14 protein-coding genes are annotated in these 21215 nt (G+C 48.1%); 8 read left to right on the top strand and 6 right to left on the bottom strand.

Features of this window, described 5'->3' with window-relative positions:
* Nucleotides 1-179: 179 nt before the first annotated feature.
* Nucleotides 180-1076, bottom strand: coding sequence for a GNAT family protein (locus tag BS639_RS08035; RefSeq protein ID WP_084982771.1), 897 nt, complete (start codon nucleotides 1074-1076; stop codon nucleotides 180-182).
* Between the two features lie 228 nt (nucleotides 1077-1304).
* Nucleotides 1305-2177, bottom strand: coding sequence for a nitrilase family protein (locus BS639_RS08030; protein ID WP_084982770.1), 873 nt, complete (start codon nucleotides 2175-2177; stop codon nucleotides 1305-1307).
* Between the two features lie 190 nt (nucleotides 2178-2367).
* Here BS639_RS08030 and BS639_RS08025 point away from each other — a divergent pair, with 190 nt between their 5' ends.
* From BS639_RS08025 to fetB, 6 genes are all read left to right on the top strand, one after another.
* Nucleotides 2368-3372 (top strand): ABC transporter substrate-binding protein, encoded by a 1005-nt coding sequence (locus tag BS639_RS08025; RefSeq protein WP_084982769.1) that lies wholly within the window; start codon nucleotides 2368-2370, stop codon nucleotides 3370-3372.
* Nucleotides 3373-3381: 9 nt separating this feature from the next.
* Nucleotides 3382-4089 (top strand): M24 family metallopeptidase, encoded by a 708-nt coding sequence (locus BS639_RS08020; protein ID WP_084982768.1) that lies wholly within the window; start codon nucleotides 3382-3384, stop codon nucleotides 4087-4089.
* 20 nt (nucleotides 4090-4109) lie between these two features.
* Nucleotides 4110-4898 (top strand): ABC transporter ATP-binding protein, encoded by a 789-nt coding sequence (locus BS639_RS08015; protein WP_084982767.1) that lies wholly within the window; start codon nucleotides 4110-4112, stop codon nucleotides 4896-4898.
* Entirely contained in the window at nucleotides 4891-5709 is an 819-nt protein-coding gene (locus tag BS639_RS08010; RefSeq protein WP_084982766.1) for an ABC transporter permease, read from the top strand. The genes BS639_RS08015 and BS639_RS08010 overlap by 8 nt, the downstream gene beginning before the upstream one ends.
* Nucleotides 5710-6209: 500 nt before the next feature.
* Nucleotides 6210-6881, top strand: coding sequence for an iron efflux ABC transporter ATP-binding subunit FetA (gene fetA, locus BS639_RS08005; RefSeq protein ID WP_084982765.1), 672 nt, complete (start codon nucleotides 6210-6212; stop codon nucleotides 6879-6881).
* Complete coding sequence (gene fetB / locus BS639_RS08000; RefSeq protein ID WP_055779614.1) at nucleotides 6868-7635, top strand: iron efflux ABC transporter permease subunit FetB; 768 nt, start codon at nucleotides 6868-6870, stop codon at nucleotides 7633-7635. Before fetA ends, fetB begins: the two co-directional genes overlap by 14 nt.
* Nucleotides 7636-7648: 13 nt before the next feature.
* Here fetB and BS639_RS07995 read toward each other — a convergent pair whose 3' ends face one another.
* Together BS639_RS07995 and BS639_RS07990 are read right to left on the bottom strand one after the other, a co-directional pair.
* Nucleotides 7649-8860 carry an FAD-dependent oxidoreductase gene (locus tag BS639_RS07995; protein WP_084982764.1) on the bottom strand — a complete coding sequence of 404 codons (1212 nt, stop codon included), beginning with the start codon at nucleotides 8858-8860 and terminating at the stop codon, nucleotides 7649-7651.
* A gap of 217 nt (nucleotides 8861-9077) precedes the next feature.
* Nucleotides 9078-11021, bottom strand: coding sequence for an exoribonuclease II (locus BS639_RS07990; RefSeq protein ID WP_055779608.1), 1944 nt, complete (start codon nucleotides 11019-11021; stop codon nucleotides 9078-9080).
* 247 nt (nucleotides 11022-11268) lie between these two features.
* On the opposite strand from BS639_RS07990, the gene BS639_RS07985 reads away from it, so the two are divergent.
* On the top strand, nucleotides 11269-16470 hold the full coding sequence (locus BS639_RS07985) for a hypothetical protein (RefSeq protein WP_139804063.1): 5202 nt from the start codon (nucleotides 11269-11271) through the stop codon (nucleotides 16468-16470).
* A gap of 77 nt (nucleotides 16471-16547) precedes the next feature.
* Here the strand turns inward: BS639_RS07985 and BS639_RS07980 are convergent, their stop codons facing one another.
* Nucleotides 16548-18854, bottom strand: a complete 2307-nt coding sequence (locus tag BS639_RS07980; protein WP_084982762.1) for an FdhF/YdeP family oxidoreductase — start codon at nucleotides 18852-18854, stop codon at nucleotides 16548-16550.
* 323 nt (nucleotides 18855-19177) lie between these two features.
* Here BS639_RS07980 and dacD point away from each other — a divergent pair, with 323 nt between their 5' ends.
* Entirely contained in the window at nucleotides 19178-20347 is a 1170-nt protein-coding gene (gene dacD / locus BS639_RS07975) for a serine-type D-Ala-D-Ala carboxypeptidase DacD (RefSeq protein ID WP_055779599.1), read from the top strand.
* A gap of 121 nt (nucleotides 20348-20468) precedes the next feature.
* On the opposite strand, the gene BS639_RS24885 is transcribed toward dacD, so the two are convergent.
* Nucleotides 20469-21215, bottom strand: a 747-nt coding sequence (locus BS639_RS24885) for an acyltransferase family protein (protein ID WP_158086926.1), incomplete at its 5' end; no start/stop codon positions are given.

Raw genomic sequence — 21215 nt, 5'->3', positions numbered from 1 at the left:
TTATTTTTATATACATGCACGGCGTGGATTGCGGTTCGTTCAATATTATTACTGAAGTAGGGCTGATTTATTCTTCGCTTTGATTTTTTTTACTTATCCTCTGGTGTGTTATTTCTGCAATCTAATGAGGGATCTCATTGATTGGGTAGTGAAGTTGTTATTCACCGGCTATAAAAATTTTAAAAGCTGAAGCAGCGATATAAATTTTCTTGTTTGCACCAGTAGTCTTTATACTCTGCGGTGGGTCTGCCAAATGAGATTCTGACATTTTTGTTTACTGATTTACCGTAGGCAATACCGGCACAAATATTAACCCATGCCGCAAGTGTACCTATCGAGAGGTGCGGATACTGCATAATCATTCCTGTGTTGATCCCATCCAAATAAACCCTTTGATTGTCCTGGGTACGTAGCATTAGCTGTATAGCGCAGGGTTCATCACACATCGCCAGAATCTTGCCAAACTTCAGCCCATCAATTTCACCCATTAACTCTTGTAAACAATCCGTGTTAACGCGTACGCCTCGTCGTTGATAGAACAGCTGCTGATAGTGTGAGAAGAGACTTTCAATGCTGTATTCACTGGTGTCGTGGATGCTGCCACCGGCGTTGATAAACTTTTTAAGGTCTCTGTTGCGCGAACTCCGGGTCTTGGCACTGACAGAACGAACAATGCAAATTTTACGGCGAGCATCAAGTAGGTGACTACAGTTACGCACTGACTGACTGTTAATCTGCGACAAAAATTTGCTATGAAAGGGCAATATCACTCTGGTGTCAGGTTTAATCGGCAGTATGATTTCATCGAAACTCAGCGGGTAACGATCGATATTTTTAGAATGAACTATCGCGGGGTCACCTGCAATATAAGTATTATTCCACACGCAAACGCCACCAATTAGCTCTTCTTTTTTATTTCTTTTAATATAAAATCGTTCATGGAGGTCAAAGCGCTGATGTAGAAAATTGAGTATTTCTGGATTGCTAACGGTGTTTCCTCCCCAGAGCGTGTAAGCTTGTTTATAAGTTTCAAAAGAAGATTCTTTCCATCCAGATAAAAACCTCAATAGGTCCATTGTTTATGTGCTCTATAATGGTTGTTCTTCATTTAATAAGTAGAGAGTTTTTGAATGTTACTGCGAGGATAATAAAGGATTGCATTCTTGAGTGCTAGATATATTGTATTTTTATTTGGACGCGGGTGGGGAGACTCAAGTGTTGGTATTTTAATTCGTCGGCGATGAGATGAATTATAATTCAGTGAAAAAATGTAACTTCTCGCTGAATTATAATTTAACGGATGTTTATCCTATTGACGCATTGTTTAACGTCGAAAAATTGTACACTTCCGGCCGCCGGTCTTTTAACACCTGATTAAAATCGTTCCAGTTACGGTGACGTTTAGCATCGGCCAAGTTAACCGTTGCCACGACTATTTCGGCATTAGCCTCACTAGCAGGACCAGCGACCGGCCAGCCGGTATAACTGGTTATTATACTTTGTCCGATAAACGGCTGTTCTCTTTCTATACCGACTCTGTTGGCAGCGGCGATAAAAATCGAATTGCTGTGTGAGGCTGCCATGACCAAAATATTGGCCATTGCTTCACGACTGGCATCCTGACCAGGAATAGGCACCCAGTTGGTCGGCACGCAGACAATTTCAGCGCCCTGTAAAGCAGCCATCCTGAAGCTTTCCGGGAACCAGCAGTCATAGCAAATCTGGCAGCCAATTGTCCCAATGCGCGTCTTAAACACCGGAAAGCCGAGATTACCCGGTTCAAAGAACAGCGCTTCGTCACCCCACAAATGCACCTTGCGATAGCGGCCAATGTATCCTTCTGGTCCGATGATAACCGCCGAATTATACAGGCTCTCGCCATCACGCTCAGTGATCCCGGCGACCAGATAAATCTTCAGCCGCGCCGCGCAGGCAATCCATGCACGGGAAGAGTGACCATCGGGAATATTTTCCGCGAGGGTAAAAGCCTCGTCGCGTGACGAAAAAACGTAGCCGGTATTACACAGTTCGGGCAGCACCAGCAAATTAGCGCCTTTGGCCGCTGCCTGTTCAATCATCGACACGCTGGTTGCAACGTTGCGCGCCGTTTCACCAAAAATAGGCTCCATCTGAATGCAGGCTACGGTAATCGGAGCTTCGTTACGTTTTGAAACCATGATGTAGACTCCTGGATAATCTAGAATTTGCCTTAAAAATTAAACCGGTTTACTAAATATAATGCTCATCAATCGGTTTAAATTTCAAGCTGAAAAATACTCAACAAATTGATTGACATAAAATCTTGTCGCGCCTCAATATGCTGTAGGGTTGACTAATTTTTCCTCTAAAACTGCCGGAGAAATGAACATGAAGAGACGTACATTTTTAGCTGGGACCGTTTTGGCCGGAGCAACATTGCTCAGTACTTTGCTGCCGGCGGTGGGAGGAATCGCCACGGCTTCTGCAGCGTCGCTGACCAAGGTGACGTTTATTCAGGAGTGGCCAGTCGCCGACGGATTCTGGATCCCCTGGATCCTGGGTAAAGAGAAAGGTTTCTATGCGCAGGAAGGGATCGACCTTGACATCGTGTCGCCGCCCACGGTGGCAGATACCATGAAGTTTCTCGGCACCGGACGTGCCAACGTTGCATTCACCACGGTTATGGATATTATTTTCGCCAAAGAGCAGGGGGCACCAGTTGAAGCGATTGGTCGCTACGGTAAAGAAAACAACTGGGGCATTATCAGCGAGCAGGGTAAACCTTATACTGTTGCGCAATTGAAGGGGAAAAGTGTCGGGATTTATAACGATGCTTGGACCAAGGCGCAGTTGGCGTTGATGCTAAAAAGCGCCGGTTTAACGCTCGATGACGTACAGATGGTGACTGCCGCCGACGATACTGTGCCGCTGCTGCTGCAAAAGCGCGTCGATGTTATTACAGGTATTACTAATGCCGAAGGGACAGAAATGACCACCACCGGTAAGCAGAAGCCGGAGTTTTTGCCCGCTATTGCCCACGGCGTGCCGAATACGCCTATCTTTATGCTGGCCGGTAATCAGGACTGGCTTAAGGCGAACCCTGAGCTGGCGAAGGGTTTTATGCGCGCCACGCTGAAAAGTATCGCCTACGCGGTGGACCATCCGTATGAAGGCGTACAGGCCTTTGCCACCGCCTACAGCAAAGCTTACGATCCGGTTTATATCAAACAGCAGTGGGCCGATACCGTTCCCCTGCTTTCACCGGCCGACAGCAAGTCTTTAGCACTCGACGGCGCTATTTGGCAAAGCCTGCTAACCGCAATTAAAGCCGAAGGCATTGTGAAAGCGCCGCTGCCTGCGAGTCAATACTTTACCAATCAATACCTTCCTTAAGGGGGCGCGATGAGTACGCCTTCGAGCATGAAACCGGCTTGGCCTTATCGCCCCGGGCCTGATATTAGCTTTGCTGCCCCCGAAGGCCTGCGCGCCGCTCAGCGTATGGCCAAGGCGGCGGCGCTGGCCGGTGTGCAGGTCGCGCGCCGCGGTATCAGTGAAATTGAGGTGGAACAAAGAGTGCATGACTTCCTGCTTGAGCAGGGCGCGCAGGGGATATGGACCATTACCAATGTCGGACTGGGTGAAAATACGCGAGTGTGTTTTCCTACTCAGGGGCCGGGTGAGCAGCGAGCGGGTGAAAGGGACGTATTAATGGTAGACGTGCATCCGATAACCGCCGACGGCTCATGGGGGGATTGTACCCGCTGTGCGGTCATTGGCGATTATCCCGCAGCAGAACAGGCGCTGAAAGATCTTGAGCGTATTCACGACGAAACATTGGCTCTGTGCCGCCCAGGCATGCCGGCCAGCGAGCTGTTTGGGCTTTCGCATCAGCGACTGACACAGGAAGGTTTTATTTTGCTGGATTTGCTTGGGAATATCGGCCATTCGCTCACGGCAGGTGCCGCTTACACTCACGGATTTATAGACGCGGGCAACAATTCGCCAATGTGGGGTGCGTGGGCAATTGAGCCCTTTGCTCAACGCGGTGAGGTGGCGGTAAAAGTGGAAGATCTCGTGTGGTTTGGGCGCGAAGGCTGCGAAATTTTGTGACGTGAAGGAGAGAGTGCGATATGACACACCCGAAGTTATCGCTGCAACAGGTGACACGTCGTTTTGGAACGATGACCGCGCTGGCCGCTACTGATTTAGACGTACAGGAAGGAGAGTTTGTTTGCGTAGTCGGGCCCTCCGGATGTGGTAAAAGTACGCTTTTTAACCTTATTTCCGGCGTACTAACGCCGGATTCTGGCAAGATACTGATTGATAATGAAGATGTTACCGGTCACAGCGGTCACGTGGGTTACATGTTACAGAAAGACCTGCTGTTGCCGTGGATGACGGTTATCGACAATATTGTGCTCGGCGCAATCCTCAAAGGCGGTGCGAGCAGGGAGCAGCGAGCGGCAGGCGTATCTCTGGCGCAGCGCTACGGTCTGGGTGAGTTTATTAATCACTATCCTGCGGCGCTGTCTGGCGGTATGCGTCAGCGGGTAGCGCTAATGCGAACGCTGGCAATGCAGCATGAAATCATGCTGCTCGACGAACCGTTTGGCGCGCTGGATTCGCAAACCCGTCTCTCGATGCAGCAGTGGTTGTTGACCGTTTGGGCCGAGCAAAAGCGTACCGTCATTTTTGTCACCCACGATATTGACGAGGCGGTTTACCTGGCCGATCGTGTGGTGGTGATGTCGCCTCGTCCTGGTCGAATTCGTGAAATTTTGACCGTGGATATTCCTCGACCGCGGCCGCTTTCTTGCCTGACGAGTCCTGAATTCACTGCGTTAAAAAGACAGATTCTGGATTTAGTCTTTACTGAAAACGCTAGCGAAAACCAACAGGAACCCTTAGCCCATGACTGATACTTACAGCACAACTCTTGTGCGTAAATTGCTGTTACCTTTAGGCGGGCCGCTGGCGGCGTTAATTCTGGTGCTGTTGGTGTGGGACGTTTCGGTACGAATTTATCATATTCCGGCCTATGTGTTGCCATCACCGGAGCAGACTTGGGATCACATACTTTCCGATTTACCGGTGCTGCTACAGGGCTTTCGCATTACGTTTGTCACCTTTTTGATGGGCTTCATATTGGGGGCAGGAGCCGGATTTATCTTTGCGGTGTTGATGGATGCCACGCCGTGGGTCCGCAGTATTCTTTACCCCATTTTGATTGCCAGTCAGGCGGTGCCGGTGATTGCGATTGCGGCGGCGTTGACCATTTGGCTGGGGTTTGGGCTGGCTCCCAAGTTAGTGATTGTTGGATTGGTCGTTTTCTTCCCTGTGGTGGTGAACGTGCTTGATGGCCTCAATTCGGTGGATAAAGACATGCTCAATCTGGTGAAGTCGATGGGCGGTTCTCGCTGGAGTATTTTCCGTTACGTTAAACTCCCTGCAACTTATACGCCGCTGTTTTCTGCACTTAAGCTTTCGGCAACGTTCAGCGTTACCGGCGCGGTCATTGGCGAGTGGACTGCTTCCACCAGCGGTGGTTTGGGGGCCTATTTACTGCAAGCCAACTCGCGGTTAAACACGGCGGGCACATTCTCGGCGATTGCCTTTTTAGCCCTGCTAGGCGTGGTAAGTTTTCTGCTGGTTATTTTGATGGAATATGTCATGACGCCGTGGCGTTCGTCTTCCAAGGCAAGGCGTTGGTCACGACGTTATTGGGGATGAGTCTTCTATCGTAAAATATTTTTCAATGTCTTTAAGGCCAAGGGCATGCGCCGCGCTTACGGGGCGTCGGCCCAGACCGATCCAAGGACGTGAAGGCACGCAGCCTTAAGGAACCCGCGACCCTGAGGGCTTGAATCTCACATATTAACTCTCATAACTCGTAGATTAAATTTCACAGCTTGTCGTTAGTCGTTAGTGTCTTTTGTCCTGTGTATTGGGAATTTGATATTAGGAATTAGGAATTAGGAATTAGGAATTAGGAATTAGGAATTAGGAATTAGGAATTAGGTCTTGGGTCTTGGGTCATATATTTTCGCTTTCCGGGTTTAGCCCCTTCCCTCGCTCTTTTCAGCGGGGGAAGGCTGGGATGGGGGAGCAGCGACTACAATCTTCAAACATTCAGTACTCCTACGAACATCCACACCCATCGCGATATCCAATAGCACTCGATTATAAAAATGCGTTAAGATCGCACGCAAATTATTGATAACGAGTCTTATATGTCCTCCACAGAAATTTTACTGCGTTTGCAGGACTTGAGCTTCAGCCTGAATCAGCAGGTTTTGTTGCGGCCCACTTCTTTAGAACTCAATCCTGGCGAGTTCACTTTGTTGACTGGGCCTTCCGGCAGTGGCAAAAGCACGCTGCTGAAAATTGTCGCCTCTCTGCAAAGCCCAACCGGCGGCACGGTGTGGTTTGAAGGTAAAAACATTAATGAGATCAAGGCAGAAAGCTATCGCCAGCAGGTTTCTTACTGTTTTCAAACGCCGGTGCTGTTCGGTCAAACAGTGTTGGATAACCTGGCTTTGCCCTATCAAATTCGAGGTGAAAAAATTGATAAATCTCGGATGACTCACTGGCTTAAGCGCGTCAACTTATCGCCGGAGATGCTAAATAAAAACGTCCAGGAACTATCAGGCGGCGAGAAACAGCGCATTTCACTGCTGCGCAATCTACAGTTTTTACCCAAGGTGTTGTTACTTGACGAAATAACCAGCGCTTTGGATGAAGAGAACAAGCAAACCGTAAACGCAATTGTTGCCGAACTGGTTAACGAGCAGCAGTTGGCGGTAATTTGGGTGACTCACGACACCAACGAAATAAGCCATGCCAAGCGGGTTATTACGCTGGCACATGACACAGCGGCAGAGAGTGACCATGAATCAGCATAATATTACCAATGAATCTCTCGCATTGGCCCTAGTGCTGGTGGTAGTGGCGCTGCTGGTCAGTAAAAAAGAGAAGCTCGGGCTGGAAAAAGACATCATCTGGAGCGTGGCGAGGGCGGTAGTCCAGCTTATCGTGGTTGGCTACGTGCTCAAGTACATTTTCGAACTCAATAACGACTGGCTCACGGTATTAATGGTGCTATTTATCTGCGTCAATGCAGCATTGAATGCAAAAAAACGCAGTCGTAATATCGATAACGGTTTTATTATCTCGTTTATCGCTATCACCGTAGGTACATCGCTGACTCTGTCGGTGCTTATTCTGTCTGGGTCTATCGAATTTTTACCGATGCAGGTGATCCCGATTTCAGGAATGATCGCGGGTAACGCCATGGTTGCCGTGGGTCTGTGTTACAGCAATCTTAATCAGCGTTTCGCCGATAATCAGCAAAAAATTCTCGAAATGTTGAGCCTTGGTGCGGGCAGCAAACTGGCCTCGGGGCTAATTATTCGTGATAGCATCCGTTCAGCCATGATCCCAACCGTTGATGCGGCCAAAACGGTGGGGCTGGTCAGCCTTCCTGGCATGATGTCAGGGCTTATTTTTGCCGGTATTGATCCCGTCAAAGCCATTAAGTATCAGATAATGGTCACATTTATGCTGTTGGCGACGGCAAGCCTATCAACAATCATTGCCGGATACCTTGCCTATCGCCGGTTTTATAATGATCGGGTCCAGTTACGGATAATGAAGTGATTTTTGGAAGCGGCTAAATTTTGAATTTTTCCTTAAAAAAGCCGATGCCAATCAGCCTTCCAAACAGAAACGGGATAAATGCCCGCTGCCGTAGCCACAGCTCCATGCCCGACGGCGCTTTACGGCGCGGCTTTTGACCGGCCTTGCTTATCATGATTTGCAGCGACTGGGTCGCCCAAGTTGGAAAGGTACGACGTCGCTGCACGCGTTTTAAATCACCGAGCGTCAGGGTGCCTGTCAGCAATTTGGGGGCCACAATATTGGCGGTGGCTACCGCGTCCTGAATCGCCAGATTGACACCCACTCCGCCAATCGGTGACATGGCATGTGCAGAATCACCGATGCACAGCAACCCAGGTTTAGCCCACTGTTTCAGGCGGTCGATGCGAGTCTGCAACAGCTTAACCTGACTCCAGTCAGTAATGTCTGTACCGAGTCTCTGCGAATCAAAGGGCGAAATCTCGGCTACGCTGGCAATAAAAGTCGCCAGACCTTGGCGTTGCAGGTCATCAAAGCTGCCTTTAGGTATCGAATAGCCACACTGCCAATAATCACCGCGGTCAATCATAATAAACCCTTTGCGTGGGCCACGATGGCCGGTTGACCATTCAGGGTCACAGTCTAGCTTTGCCACTCTGAGCCACAGGACATCACGCGGGGCACCAAAATTCATCACCTCGAGAGCGGCTTTTTCGCGCACTATCGAGCGACGACCGTCGCAACCGACCACCAGTTCTGCGTTAATCTCAACTGTACCTTCCGGCGTTGTCACCTTAACACCGGTCACTTTGCCATCACGCTCAATCAGGTCATCCACGCAGGCATTTTGCTGCAGGGTAAAGTTAGGCAATTGCCGTGCCTTGGCGCTGATAAAATTGAGAAAATCCCACTGCGGCATGAAGGCGATAAACTTGCACTGCGTAGGCAAGCGGGTGAAGTCGGCAATGGTTGACTCTTTACCTGCAATTTCTCCATAGAGCTTTTCGGCACGCTGGTGTGGGAGCTTTAAGAATTCGTCGAGAAAGCCAAGCTGCCAAATAATTTCCAGCGTGGAAGGATGGATCGTATCACCACGGAAATCGCGAAGAAAATCACCATGTTTTTCAAGCACGGTCACCTTAACGCCCTTTAGCGCCAGTAAATAGCCAAGCATCAGGCCGGCGGGACCTCCGCCTACGATGCAGCAGGTAGTGGTGGCGCGAGTGGCGGCAATGAATGAAGTCATATCGGCGGGTTCTCCCGAATTAAGAATGAAATTTTTTACTGTCTATTTTGATAATGATAATCATTTAATGAAATTTAAGTCAGTAAACTCTACTCCTTATCTTTCATTTGTGCCAACGCATGCGCATTAACTGTCGCACTCGGAGGGAAAAAGGGCATAAAAAAAACCTGTCGACGTGAGCCGGCAGGTTTTTAAGGGGGATGCTGTTTAAAAGGGCTTAGGCAGCAGGTTTGGCAATCACGTTGCGGTTTTCCATACGGACTTCAGCAATGTTGACGTCAATAATGTCGCTCTGGCGATAAGCCACTTCACCTTTGATCAACACCGTACCGGTATCCTGGCTGCACACCAGCTCGTCGCGGACGGCATGCAGGAATGGCGCAGGAATAAAGGCGACCGCGCCAATATCCTGAAGGCGAACGCGCAAACCGCCGCGAGTCACGTCGATAACCTCGGCGCTGAATTTAACCTCAGTGCCGACTTTATCTTCGAGATAACGTGCATACAGCCAATCACCCACGTCACGCTCGGCCATGCGGCCTAAACGACGACGCTCGGCGAGCTGAACGGTCATATCGTCCTGCGGCTTATCGGCACTCTGCTGTGTAATCATCGCCTTAATCAAACGATGGTTTACCATGTCGCCGTATTTACGAATCGGTGATGTCCAGGTTGCATAAGCTTCCAGCCCAAGACCGAAGTGCGGGCCAGGAACGGTACTGATTTCTGCAAAGGTCTGGAAGCGGCGAATGCGGCTGTCGAGGAACTGTGTTGGCATGGCATCTAGCTTACGGCGCAGTGCGCAGAAGCCCGGCAGAGTCAGCAACGTAGGACCGTCAGCCTCAACGTCATTTGCCTGCAATACGGCCACGGCATTTTCAACCAGCAGTGGGTCAAAACCGTGATGTACGTTATACACGCCGAAACCTAAACCGTCGCGTAGTGCAATGGCGGCACAGACGTTGGCGGCGATCATGCACTCTTCAACGATGCGGTTGGCAATGCGGCGGTGCTCGGCAATGATCTCCAGCACGTTGCCTTTTTCTCCCAGCACGAAGCGGAAGTCAGGTCTGTCTTTGAACACCAATGCGTTAGCGGTGCGCCAAGCGCTGCGTACGTCGCACACGCGTTTGAGCAGATGAATTTGCTCGGCGATGGTGTCGTTCTGCGGCTTCCATTCGCCGGTGCCGGTCTCTTCCAACCAGTCAGACACTTCGTCATAAACCAGCTTGGCGTTTGACTCGATCCAGGCAGCAAAGAAGCGAATATCATTGCCCAGTGCACCGTCGGCAGACAGAGTTACGCTGCACGCCAGGACTGGGCGGCGTTCATTTGGCAGCAGAGAGCACAGATTATCTGAGAGTTCGCGCGGCAACATTGGAATGTTAAAGCCCGGCAGATAGTTAGTGAAAGCGCGTTTGCGGGCCAAATTGTCCGCATCACTGCCTTCGGTCACGTAGGCTGTTGGGTCTGCAATGGCAATGTTCAGTTGCAAGGTGCCGTCGCCGTTGTCTTTAACATACAGCGCGTCATCCATGTCTTTGGTGCTGGCGCTGTCGATGGTAACAAACGGCAGGGCGGTTAAGTCTTCACGCGTCAGGCCTTGTTCCAGCAGCTCGGTTACGTCAAAGTTTGGCGCTTCGCGTTCCAGATTATGACGCGCCAGGGTCACCCACCACGGAGCCAAATCGTCAGCGCCGGTAGTGATCCACTCGGTCAATTCGGCCTGAAAAGCACGATCGCCTTCTTTCAACGGATGGCGGCGCATTTCGGCAACGCACCAATCACCTTCGTTAACTTCATGATTGAAGTCACGACCGGTACGGCATTGAATGGCTTCACGCAGCAGCGGATGGTCCGGCATAATAGAAAGACGATCGTCTTTTTTAATTACGCGGCCCACAAAGCGGCTCAGAAAAGGTTCTACCAACGTTTCTGGCTGAACGATTTCACGCTCTTTTTCGGTTTGCACAGAGGCAATAATCCGGTCACCGTGCATGACTTTTTTCATGTACGGAGGCGGGATGAAATAGCTCTTTTGACCGTCTACTTCAAGAAAGCCAAAGCCTTTCTCAGTGCCTTTTACGATGCCTTCGACACGTGGCGTCTGAGAGTGAAGTTGCTGTTTTAGCTGTGCGAGCAGCGGGTTATCTTGAAACATATCGTCCAGAGATTGAGGTTAGAGTGGTTCGATTAGCGGCAGACAGTTTTACGCGAATCGGCCACCTTGGGCAAGCGGCATCTGCCTATTTTGCCATGATTAAAATGGGTTGAAAGTCACCGACGGCGTTTTTTGGTCCAGGGTAAGAAACATTGAGCGCAAAGTGGTAGCGCTGGAATATCTCAGCGGTTAAAAACAATGTAATGATTAATACGGGCAGTTTGCCAATACCACAAGGCGTCGGGTTATGCCTGCACCGATTTCACCAGTACCGAAGCCACAGGTCATCAGGCGCTCAACGGCGCTTTACACCTGTCTTCATATATACAATCAGTTCACCCATTTTGTTGAAACTATAAGGAACTCTCCTGTCCAGTTGCTTTCGGTGGGTGTTTCACCAAAACTACATCGACTCATGCAAAGGGGGAGCGAACGGCTTAACGGTCACATTGAGAGCATGTTGAGTCACTGTTTTAAGAGTAAGAAAAATGAGCAGGCTTTTATGCAGCTTATTGAGGTGGAAAAAGCCGAGCAGGCCTTGGCGAGTGACGAGGCTAAGCAACTGCTGTCGGCACTTTATTCACCTTCGCCGTTTCCCCCGCCAGAAAAAACTGTCGAAGGTTTGTCGCAGGAAATAACCTGCTTTTTGGCATTTTCCGGCCTGACTTCAATTGGCATACCCACGGACCATAATAAACAGGTGTTCAAGCAGCTTAAAAAACTGCTCACGCGTAAGGGAGCGCTGAAAACCTCAAATGGCGAAGGATCGGACAGGAAACTGCTTGCGTTTCTTTCATCTCGACGTACAGGTTGCTACCTAATACAGCAGATGATCCCTGCTATGTTCATTCCCTTGATAAAAGAAGGCGATCGCTTTATCGCTGGACTGGGAACTGCGCTGTATCATCTTATTACCTGCGATCCCCTGCGCGTTTTATTCCCTGTCAATGGCCCTCAGTACAGGGACGAACGCTCGATATTCGCCGTTTCGCCCAAACCTGATAATAATGTTGAGCAAGATACGGCGGGCACAGAATCTGCAAACTTGCTCACTCTCGCTTTTCCGGGGGCAGAACCTTATTACGGTCCTCGTCATGAAAACCGACTTTACCGTATTTCCCATCACTCGACTGCGCTGTTTCAAGGGCCATACTTCAACGTTGAACGCCAGTGCTGCGTCAGTGAGCCTGACGGGAACAGGACACATCTGGCACCTTATTTATCAGGCACCACGGTGGATATCAGACTGGATACCGGTAGTCACCGGGTTCTGTATCAATTAAATAGCGGGCGAAGCGCGGTGATAATAGACGCGGCGAACGGAGCGGTAGCGGTGTCTTTGGATGTGCAGGCGGCATCGATGAAAAAGGCAACGGCAATGAGTGAGGTTTCAGCGGCTTTCAGGCCAGCACCGGTACTTAAAAAAATCGGTCCTACAACGGCGATAAAAGCACATAAAGAGAGGGTAGGCGGCACAGTAGCTGATTGGATAAGAGAAAAGTTACAACACCTTGACCGCACAATGAGCCTGTTCAGCGCCGCCGATGCGCAGAGATTACCTGCCAAGGCCGCCTTCAATTGGCAAAGTCGTAAAGAGGCACGGTCTTTAAACGGTAGCACAGCGGCAAGAAGCAAGACATTAATCAAAAATCCCAATATCGAGCAATTATTTCCCGATGATTATACCTACGATGATATTACACAATGTTATAAACCGCTGCTCAGTAACGGGGAAAAGGTGTTCAGCGTTTTAAAGATGGTTGAAAAAATGCTGGACGACACTAGCATGACGTTATTGGCCGGAAGCCCGCTTTATTTGGATGATACAACGCGTGATATTCCACGGGTAATTTCTCAGTTCTATTCTTGTGCAAGCTTGGATATGGGGCGACAACCTCTCTCTTGGATTATCAATGGTTATGTAAAATATATTTTTTATTTATTAAATATTGAGAGCGTTTTTGAACTGAGTCGCTTTGCAGAAATATACGCATTGCTTAACACATTGGCTACCATTGATGACGGTCTTGCGCAAAAGTTAAAAACTTATATAAAAATAGACTCTGGGAGTGAATTCATTAATGCTCGTCTCGCTCGCGTAGTCGGTATCATTTCTTTTCCCTTTCATCTTGCTGATGGCAATGTTTACCGCACGCATGAAATGCGCGGTTGGAAACTGATGTTAGGTATTGTAATTGAGCAGTACTTTCCTGCTAATAGGCGAGGCAGGCCGATAGAGAGGGCAAATGATTTCATACATTTGCTGACGGATGAGTCGGTAAAGAACACCGATAAGCAGAAATTTATGAAAATGCTCACCCATCCTCCCGTTTGCTTCATCATTGAGCTAATGTCGCTCGATGTATTACATGAACGATTGGCTAACAATAGACATCAGGAAATAATAAGTCGCCTCTATAAATTTAATGCCATCGAACTTGGACGTCACGACGCTCTGGCTTTTAGTAGCCAAACGGTGGTTGAACAAATTTATGCCTTTCATCATGGCAATAATACACTTTCAAAAAAAAATGGGATAAATAATATTAGGCAGTCTCTTATTACATCAGTACGTATTACGCTTAATTTTATTATGGAAAACTGGTTCTATCAGTCAAGTCAGCAAAGGGTTAAGCTGAATGTGTATAGTCTATCCCTTACCTGCTGGCTAACAGGGTCGTCGCGTAGTTTAAGAAAAGATGATTTTTTTCAGGGAGGAGTACTGAGTTTTGAATTTAACAATAATCGTCATTTTTTCTATATGGATGATTCTGCAGAATGCTCCTATTTAGGATCGGATGAAGATAGAATAAAAAATGAAATGCTTAATAACCGTAATTTTTTTAAAGGTGGAGAGATTGAAGAGGTTTTTTTTGAAAAGACCGGCTATCGATTTCATGAAATAGAAGGTGGGCTAAGCCTAGTGTTGAACGAGATCGGTTCGTTTAACGTAGGTGGGGAGTTTTTACAGGCAGCCGAAGTTTTTGTTGACCTGATCGCGTTCAGCACACCAAGAAAAAATAAACTTATGGGCAGCACCTTCATAACCCGAATGCAAGACTGGTACAGTGAAATTTCAATTGCCTCATTTATTCCGCTTTGGGGATGCTATGAGGGAGTAAGCAATCAGCAGCTTGATACCCTAGAGAAAATAATAATCTGTAGCATTGAGGCACCGACGCTGTCACTTGTCGCCGATAAAAGTACCGAATTAATGAAGTTAATTAAAAATACGCTCTATTTACGGCCCCAGGATCTCTTTTCTGATATCACCGACACCACGTCTCCCTCAGGGACTCTCTTAATATCCCCAAATCGAGGCGTGATTCTCTCTACCGAGGCGCCGGGTGAGAGAGCGGCTGGACAGGCTTCTGAGATGATTGCGCGGTTTCATGGTTCAAGCGTCGAGTCGTTTAGCACTTATCAGTCATCCAGCGACTCGCTGTTTTATTACGATAAAAAGGGTGTGAGAATTATTCGTACGTCCGTAAAGTCGATGAGTTCTTTAAGAGCAATACAAAATTCGGTGAGTCTTGATGATATATCAAGCACGGTATATTCCCTTGAAGGGAAAGTGACGGTCAATAATATTATTAAATATGCCAGTGAAAACGATTTTCTGGCTAGAGAAGAGGACATTAAAATATTCCTCGATATGATAAATGACAGAATAAAAGACAAGCAGAAACAGACGATTCTGGAAACTTTTGAAATTCTGGGCGATCTATCAAATGGATTGCTGGCTAATGTACCGCACCTGATAGCTAAAAAGCAGGGCATAAAGGCGGTTGCCTATTCGGTCATGCTGTTAGCAGCCCTGGAAGTGTTTAAAGCCACCATTCTTGCTGTATATAATGAAGAGAAACACGGCGGATATCAGGATACCAATATTGTTGATTTTAAACTTCGTTTTTTTGATAAACTCAAACTGCACTTTGAAATTAAAAAAAACGACACAGCAAAGCCGGTTACGGTTGAACACAATATTGAACTTACGTCTGAGCAAAGTCAGGAGTTTCAGCGCAGAGGTATTGTCAGAGTCCCGGCGGACGAAAGAGTTAATTTCCGCTTATTTCAACAGCAATCAAAAATAGCAAGAAATTTCAATAAGCTGGTAATGGATGCTTTACTGTTTGGCTTACCTTTCCCACGGAAAAAAATGCCTTCTCTTTCATTAACCCTTGAGCCAGACTCCGCGTCAATCACTGTTGCTGACAGCTATTTTCGAGTGCTTTCTATGCAAGACTCAGATTTTATAGACCTTATCTCATATCGGCGGAAAATCAATTACCCATTAAAAGAGTGCCCCGTGATTTGTCTTCACATTAGCTCAGCCAGTGTCGGCGTTTTATCGACACTGCGGCGTGAAGAACTGCCGCTTCTTGAGGCGTTGATTAAATATAAAGGACAGAAAGTGCAGGTTATCTATCCCAGCACTATTAGTATGCAGACTCAGGCTATATTGGAGGCATACCGCAATGCCAAAGTTGGCGATTACGTTCAAGAATACAACTACGTGCATCGTTGGCAATTTTTGAGAATAGTCACAGAGGAATATCTAAACTTTAGTCATGGTGACATTTGCCAGTACCTGAGAACTCAAAAAAATGTGGATCCTGATGCAGTTAATATTACACGCATTGATTTTTCACCTTTTAGGATCCGCGTGTTTCCACTACGGGAGATTAACCAAAACAAACAGTTTAATCACGTTAGCCAACGGCAAAAACCAGTCTTTATTTTTCCTAAAGCGCTGCCCGCTGATGTTTCATTGATGCTGCATCAAGTAATAAACGCTTCTGCTGAACAGCTTTTAGGGGAGAGAGTGACAAATCTTGAACAGCACAGGATGGCGGGTCTGGGAATTGACCGCGTTAAATCAATGGTAACGCCTTATTACACTCTGCCCGCTCGGTTGTTTTATCACAGTCGGATCATTCGTTATGGTTTTGTAAAATCCGACCTGGATAAACTTCAATTTAATTATTCGCCAAATGGTCAGATGCAGACTTTCAGCTTAATGGAGGTGTTAGCAGGGCGTTTGAAAGGATCCCTCGACGGCCATCCTTTTATGCAGGGTAATAGAATGTTTAGAAATGAAATAACGCGCTATCTGGAGGCTACCGTGAGCGAGCTAAAAGCAGAACGGCAAACAATTGAGTTATATTACGCGCTGTATCGGCGCAAAGGGGACTATTCACAGTGTCCGTCCGAGTTTATTAATCGCATAGCGCAAAGGTACGGGGTGACGCAGGCTATTACCGGCGAGGCAACAGTGGAGATTATTTATTTGCATCGCAGACAAAGCAAAACGCTACAAGAAGCATTGTTAGACAACACGGACAACAGTATTGTGGCTTATCCCCTTGGCTGGCCACGCGAAGCCTGCAATGAGATGGATGTTTATCGCGGTACTCGCTATGGAAATCTAACGCCGTCGATTGGCTAATATTCTGTAATGAATAACAAAAAAGGGCGCATAAATGATTATGCGCCCCTCTGCTGCTCTTGATGATTAATGCTTAATCAGGCAATGCGGCGAGTATCGACCACCGCTTCACAGCGGCGAATAGCCACAGGAATGGATTTCGAGGTCGGCGTATGTGTCTGATCGCCAAAGCTCGACAGCGGCACCAGCGGGTTAGTTTCGGGATAATAGGCGGCCAAATTTCCACGCGGAATATCATAGCTTACCAGTTTGAAGCCGCTCACTTTGCGTTCAATACCGTCGTTCCACAGTGTTTCAATCTCGACCAGCTCGCCATCATTAAAGCCCAGGTCGGCCAAGTCTTGTGGATGAATGAACAGGACTTCGCGCTGGCCGTATACGCCACGATAGCGGTCATCGAGACCATAAATAGTCGTGTTGTACTGGTCGTGTGAACGCAATGTTTGCAAGGTAAACGGTGCGTTTTCATGCTCAAATGGCGTAACACGTTCAGGCAACAGTGCGGCACTGAAATTTGCCTTGCCGCTTGGCGTATTGAATTTGAGCTCGGCTGCGGCGTTCCCCAGATAAAAACCGCCTTTAATATCACAGCGCTGATTGAAATCGCTAAAGCCGGGGATCGTGGCCTCAATATGGTCACGGATCAGATTGTAATCATCCGCCAGTGCCATCCAGTCGAGGTAACGTTTACCCAACACCGCATCGGCAATTCCGCAGACAATCGCCGTTTCAGAACGCTGCTCGGTTGAGAGTGGAATACCCACGCCTTCAGAGGCGTGCACCATGCTGAACGAGTCTTCAACCGTAATAAACTGAGAACCCGTGGCCTGCATATCCAGCTCAGTGCGGCCAAGTGTCGGCAGAATCAGCGCTTCGCGTCCAGGGGTGAGGTGACTGCGGTTGAGCTTGGTGCTGATTTGTACTGTTAAATCACAGTGACTCAGCGCCTGCTCAGTGCGTGGCGTATCAGGAGCCGCTGCTGCCAGGTTGCCGCCCAAGGCAATCAGCACTTTGGCTTCACCGCGCAGCATCGCTTCCAGAGCCTCGACGGTATTATGGCCCTGTTGGCGCGGCGGGGTAAATTTGAAATGGCGCTCAAGGTTATCGAGCAGCGCTTTTGGTGCTTTTTCATCGATACCCATAGTGCGGTTCCCCTGCACGTTACTGTGGCCGCGTACTGGACACAGGCCCGCCCCTGGTTTACCCAGTTGCCCAAACAGCAGCTGAAGATTGGTGATTTCACGCACTGTTGGCACAGAGTGTTTATGCTGCGTAATGCCCATTGCCCAGGTGCAGATAACCCGTTCCGCGTTCATATAAATCGTGGCGGCTTCGCGAATTTCGAACTCGCTCAGGCCAGACTGTTGGGTGATGTGCTCCCAGCTAGTTTGGTCAACAATGTCGAGGTACTCGTCAACGCCCACGCAGTGTTGGGCGATAAACTCTTGGTCGAATAGTGAAGGTTCACCGGAGGCGATGCGCTGGCGGTGAATTTGCAACAACACTTTAACCATGCCACGGATCGCCGCCATATCGCCGCCAAGATTTGGCTGATAGTAAGCGGAACTGATGCGTCCCGACTTAGTGGTGACGACTTCCAGCGGTTTTTGAGGGTCGGCAAAACGTTCCAGGCCGCGCTCACGCAAGGTATTAAAACTGACTACTTTGGCACCGCGATCGGCGGCATGACGCAGGCTGTGCAGCATGCGGGGATGGTTGGTGCCTGGATTTTGGCCAAATACAAAAATCGCATCGGCCTTCTCAAAATCATCTAAACGAATGGTGCCTTTACCGATGCCAATACTTTGCTTGAGGCCGACACCGCTGGCCTCATGGCACATGTTTGAGCAGTCGGGAAAGTTGTTGGTGCCGAACATGCGGCCAAACACCTGATAGAGGTATGAGGCTTCATTACTGGCGCGGCCCGAGGTGTAAAAATCGGCTTGGTCAGGGCTTTCAAGCCCGTTCAAATGGCTGGCAATGAGTGAGAAAGCAGCGTCCCAGGCAATGGGCTCATAGTGATCGGTGGTGCGATTGTAGCGCAGCGGATGAGTCAGACGCCCCTGATACTCAAGGAAATAGTCACTTTGTTCACGCAGTTTTGCCACACTGTGTTGGGCAAAAAATTCCGGCTCAACGGCCTTACGAGTTGCTTCCCAACTGACGGCCTTGGCGCCGTTCTCACAAAAGCTAAAAGTACTGTGGTTATCGTCTCCCCATGCGCAGCCGGGACAGTCAAAACCACGACCTTTGTTAACACGCAGCAGGTTACGCAGGTTAGAAAGGACTTTTTTACTGTCGAAAACGTAGCGGGTGGTAGCTTCCAGCGAACCCCAACCGCCAGCCGCGCCGGTATAGGGCTTAATCTCGGATTTGAATTTCATATTAGGTCTTCGCAGGTGTGAGTAAAACAACCCCATCCAGTCAAATTTCTCGGGATTGTTAATATAATGTCACAAGCTTATGAAGGATATGAGACCGAGTCTAATCGAATGTTGTAATCGTGGGATAGAGCGCACTAATAATGGGGATGATACTGAAATTGTAAGCAAATGGTTTCATTGTGAAACTTTCAGCAAAGGTCTTATTGTTTAGCTTCGGCGTGATTTAATGCAACCTATGCCGCCAATGGTACAATTTTGCCTTGTGCGGCTGCCCTGATGTTAGGGGGTGGGCTGACTTTAAAAGAGCGTTTGAGGATGATTAAGTGAAGCGTTTAGTATTAAGTATTTTGTCCGGTGTAATCTGTGTTTCTGCGAGCAACGCATGGGCCGTAGCACCGATCGATTTTCAGGTAGTGCCACCCAGCATTGATGCTGCTTCTTTTGTTCTTATGGATTACGCTACCGGCGATGTACTGGCTTCCGGAAATCCTGACGAACGCCGCAATCCTGCGAGTCTGACAAAATTGATGACAGGATATGTCATTGACCGGGCTTTAGATGCGCACAAGATAAGCATGGATGACGTGGTTACCGTGCCTCAGGAGGCCTGGGTTGCAGGGAATAAAGTCCTGGCAGGTTCTTCATTAATGTTCTTGAAGCCGGGCGATCGCGTTTCTGTGCGCAACCTGATTCAAGGTATTATTATCGACTCTGGGAATGACGCCTGTGTAGCGATGGCTGATTATGTGTCAGGCAGCCAAGACGCATTCGTGGGCATCATGAACCAGTACGTACAAAAGCTTGGCTTGACTAACTCCCACTTTGAAACGGTTCACGGCCTGGATGCACCAGGGCAGTTCACGACCTCGTACGATTTGGCTAAGCTCTCGCGCGCCATTATCGGTGGCGAACCTGAGGAATATCATATGTATGACGAGAAATCGCTGACCTATGACAATATCACTCAGCAAAACCGCAACGGCCTGCTGTGGGATAAAAACCTCAACGTCGACGGCCTGAAGACCGGTCATACCGAAACGGCAGGCTATAACATCATTGCTTCGGCAACGGAAGGCAATCGCCGCCTGATTGCCGTGGTGATGGGCGGCAAAAGCTCTAAGGGCCGTGAAGAACAGGCGCGTAAACTACTGACCTGGGGCTTCCGCGAGTTTACCAGCATGCAGGTATTCAAAGCAGGTCAGGGCGTTTCAACCGAGAAAGTATGGTTTGGTGATAAACCCCAGCTTAAAGTGGGCAGCCTTGACGACGTTTACTTGAATATTCCGCAGGCAGATAGCGAAAAGGTTAAGGCACAATACGTGTTAACTAATCCGCAAATTGACGCACCGCTTAAGAAGGGTGATGCCGTAGGCACCATCAATATCGTTGATAATGGCAAGGTCATCAAAACCGTGCCGCTGGTGGCGTTGGAAGACTTGCCTAAAGGCGGCATCGTGAGCCGCGCCATTGATTATATCAAGCTGAAAATTTAACGACTGTAGGTTTATACTCATCTTGGTTAATAAGGCCTGCGCCGTTAAGGACAGGCCTTTTTTCTTTGTGTTGACTGTGTAAAGTTGCGATGTCGTAACGGCTTTATCCATAGGATATAAATTAAACCAGTCTTTTTATTGTTTTTTGAAAAAAGAAGCAACAAGTAATAATGAGCAGTACGGCGGCGACAGTTGCCATTTCTTTAAGCGGAATATTTACCCCTGACCAACTCGAGCAATAATATAAGACTAAATATGCTGCATCAAGAAACAGAATGTGTGAGTAATACATAAACGTTGAGGTTAAGCGTTCAAGTCCTGATAAGGCAATGATCCCAGGCCTTCGTAAGCAGAGTAAGAATAAAACCGTAGATAAAAAGGGGGCAGAGAAAGTCATGTCCATCGAGTTGATGAAGTGACTGCCCGAATCATTGATAAATTTTGTCCATGCTAACGATTCGTATGCAGATAAAATGAGGGACAGCAACAGCAAGGCTTTTAATTTTCCTTGCACGGCGGCAATGATAAAGTCATTGCTTGCAATAAAATAACCTATGAAAAACATGGGGATGCCGTAAAAAAATCCGTTTCTGTAAAAAAAGGAATTCGGGCTATCTATTATTACAAATCGCCAGTTTAATAAAACGCCAGTAATCCAGAGAATGCTTATAAAAACCAGTGTGATTTTAGGTTTGCATTTTATGCTATTTCTTAGCAGTAGGCAGAGAAAAGCTGTAATGATTAATGCGGGAATGAACCAAAGCTGTGCCGTGCCGGTAATTTCAGCTCTGATGATTAAATAAACTTTTCTTAAAATACTGGCATTTTCAATTTGTAATATTGCCAATAACTTATATGCATATATAAT

Source organism: Rouxiella silvae, assembly GCF_002093625.1.
GTDB lineage: Bacteria > Pseudomonadota > Gammaproteobacteria > Enterobacterales > Enterobacteriaceae > Rouxiella > Rouxiella silvae.
Note: the sequence above shows the minus strand (reverse complement) of the source record. Positions and strands in the feature narration are given on the sequence as shown.

What these genes read in the sequence shown, in the direction of transcription:
- BS639_RS08035 (WP_084982771.1), bottom strand. Translation starts at nt 1,076, where the DNA reads ATGGACCTATTGAGGTTTTTATCTGGATGGAAAGAATCTTCTTTTGAA.
- BS639_RS08030 (WP_084982770.1), bottom strand. Translation starts at nt 2,177, where the DNA reads ATGGTTTCAAAACGTAACGAAGCTCCGATTACCGTAGCCTGCATTCAG.
- BS639_RS08025 (WP_084982769.1), top strand. Translation starts at nt 2,368, where the DNA reads ATGAAGAGACGTACATTTTTAGCTGGGACCGTTTTGGCCGGAGCAACA.
- BS639_RS08020 (WP_084982768.1), top strand. Translation starts at nt 3,382, where the DNA reads ATGAGTACGCCTTCGAGCATGAAACCGGCTTGGCCTTATCGCCCCGGG.
- BS639_RS08015 (WP_084982767.1), top strand. Translation starts at nt 4,110, where the DNA reads ATGACACACCCGAAGTTATCGCTGCAACAGGTGACACGTCGTTTTGGA.
- BS639_RS08010 (WP_084982766.1), top strand. Translation starts at nt 4,891, where the DNA reads ATGACTGATACTTACAGCACAACTCTTGTGCGTAAATTGCTGTTACCT.
- fetA (WP_084982765.1), top strand. Translation starts at nt 6,210, where the DNA reads ATGTCCTCCACAGAAATTTTACTGCGTTTGCAGGACTTGAGCTTCAGC.
- fetB (WP_055779614.1), top strand. Translation starts at nt 6,868, where the DNA reads ATGAATCAGCATAATATTACCAATGAATCTCTCGCATTGGCCCTAGTG.
- BS639_RS07995 (WP_084982764.1), bottom strand. Translation starts at nt 8,860, where the DNA reads ATGACTTCATTCATTGCCGCCACTCGCGCCACCACTACCTGCTGCATC.
- BS639_RS07990 (WP_055779608.1), bottom strand. Translation starts at nt 11,021, where the DNA reads ATGTTTCAAGATAACCCGCTGCTCGCACAGCTAAAACAGCAACTTCAC.
- BS639_RS07985 (WP_139804063.1), top strand. Translation starts at nt 11,269, where the DNA reads ATGCCTGCACCGATTTCACCAGTACCGAAGCCACAGGTCATCAGGCGC.
- BS639_RS07980 (WP_084982762.1), bottom strand. Translation starts at nt 18,854, where the DNA reads ATGAAATTCAAATCCGAGATTAAGCCCTATACCGGCGCGGCTGGCGGT.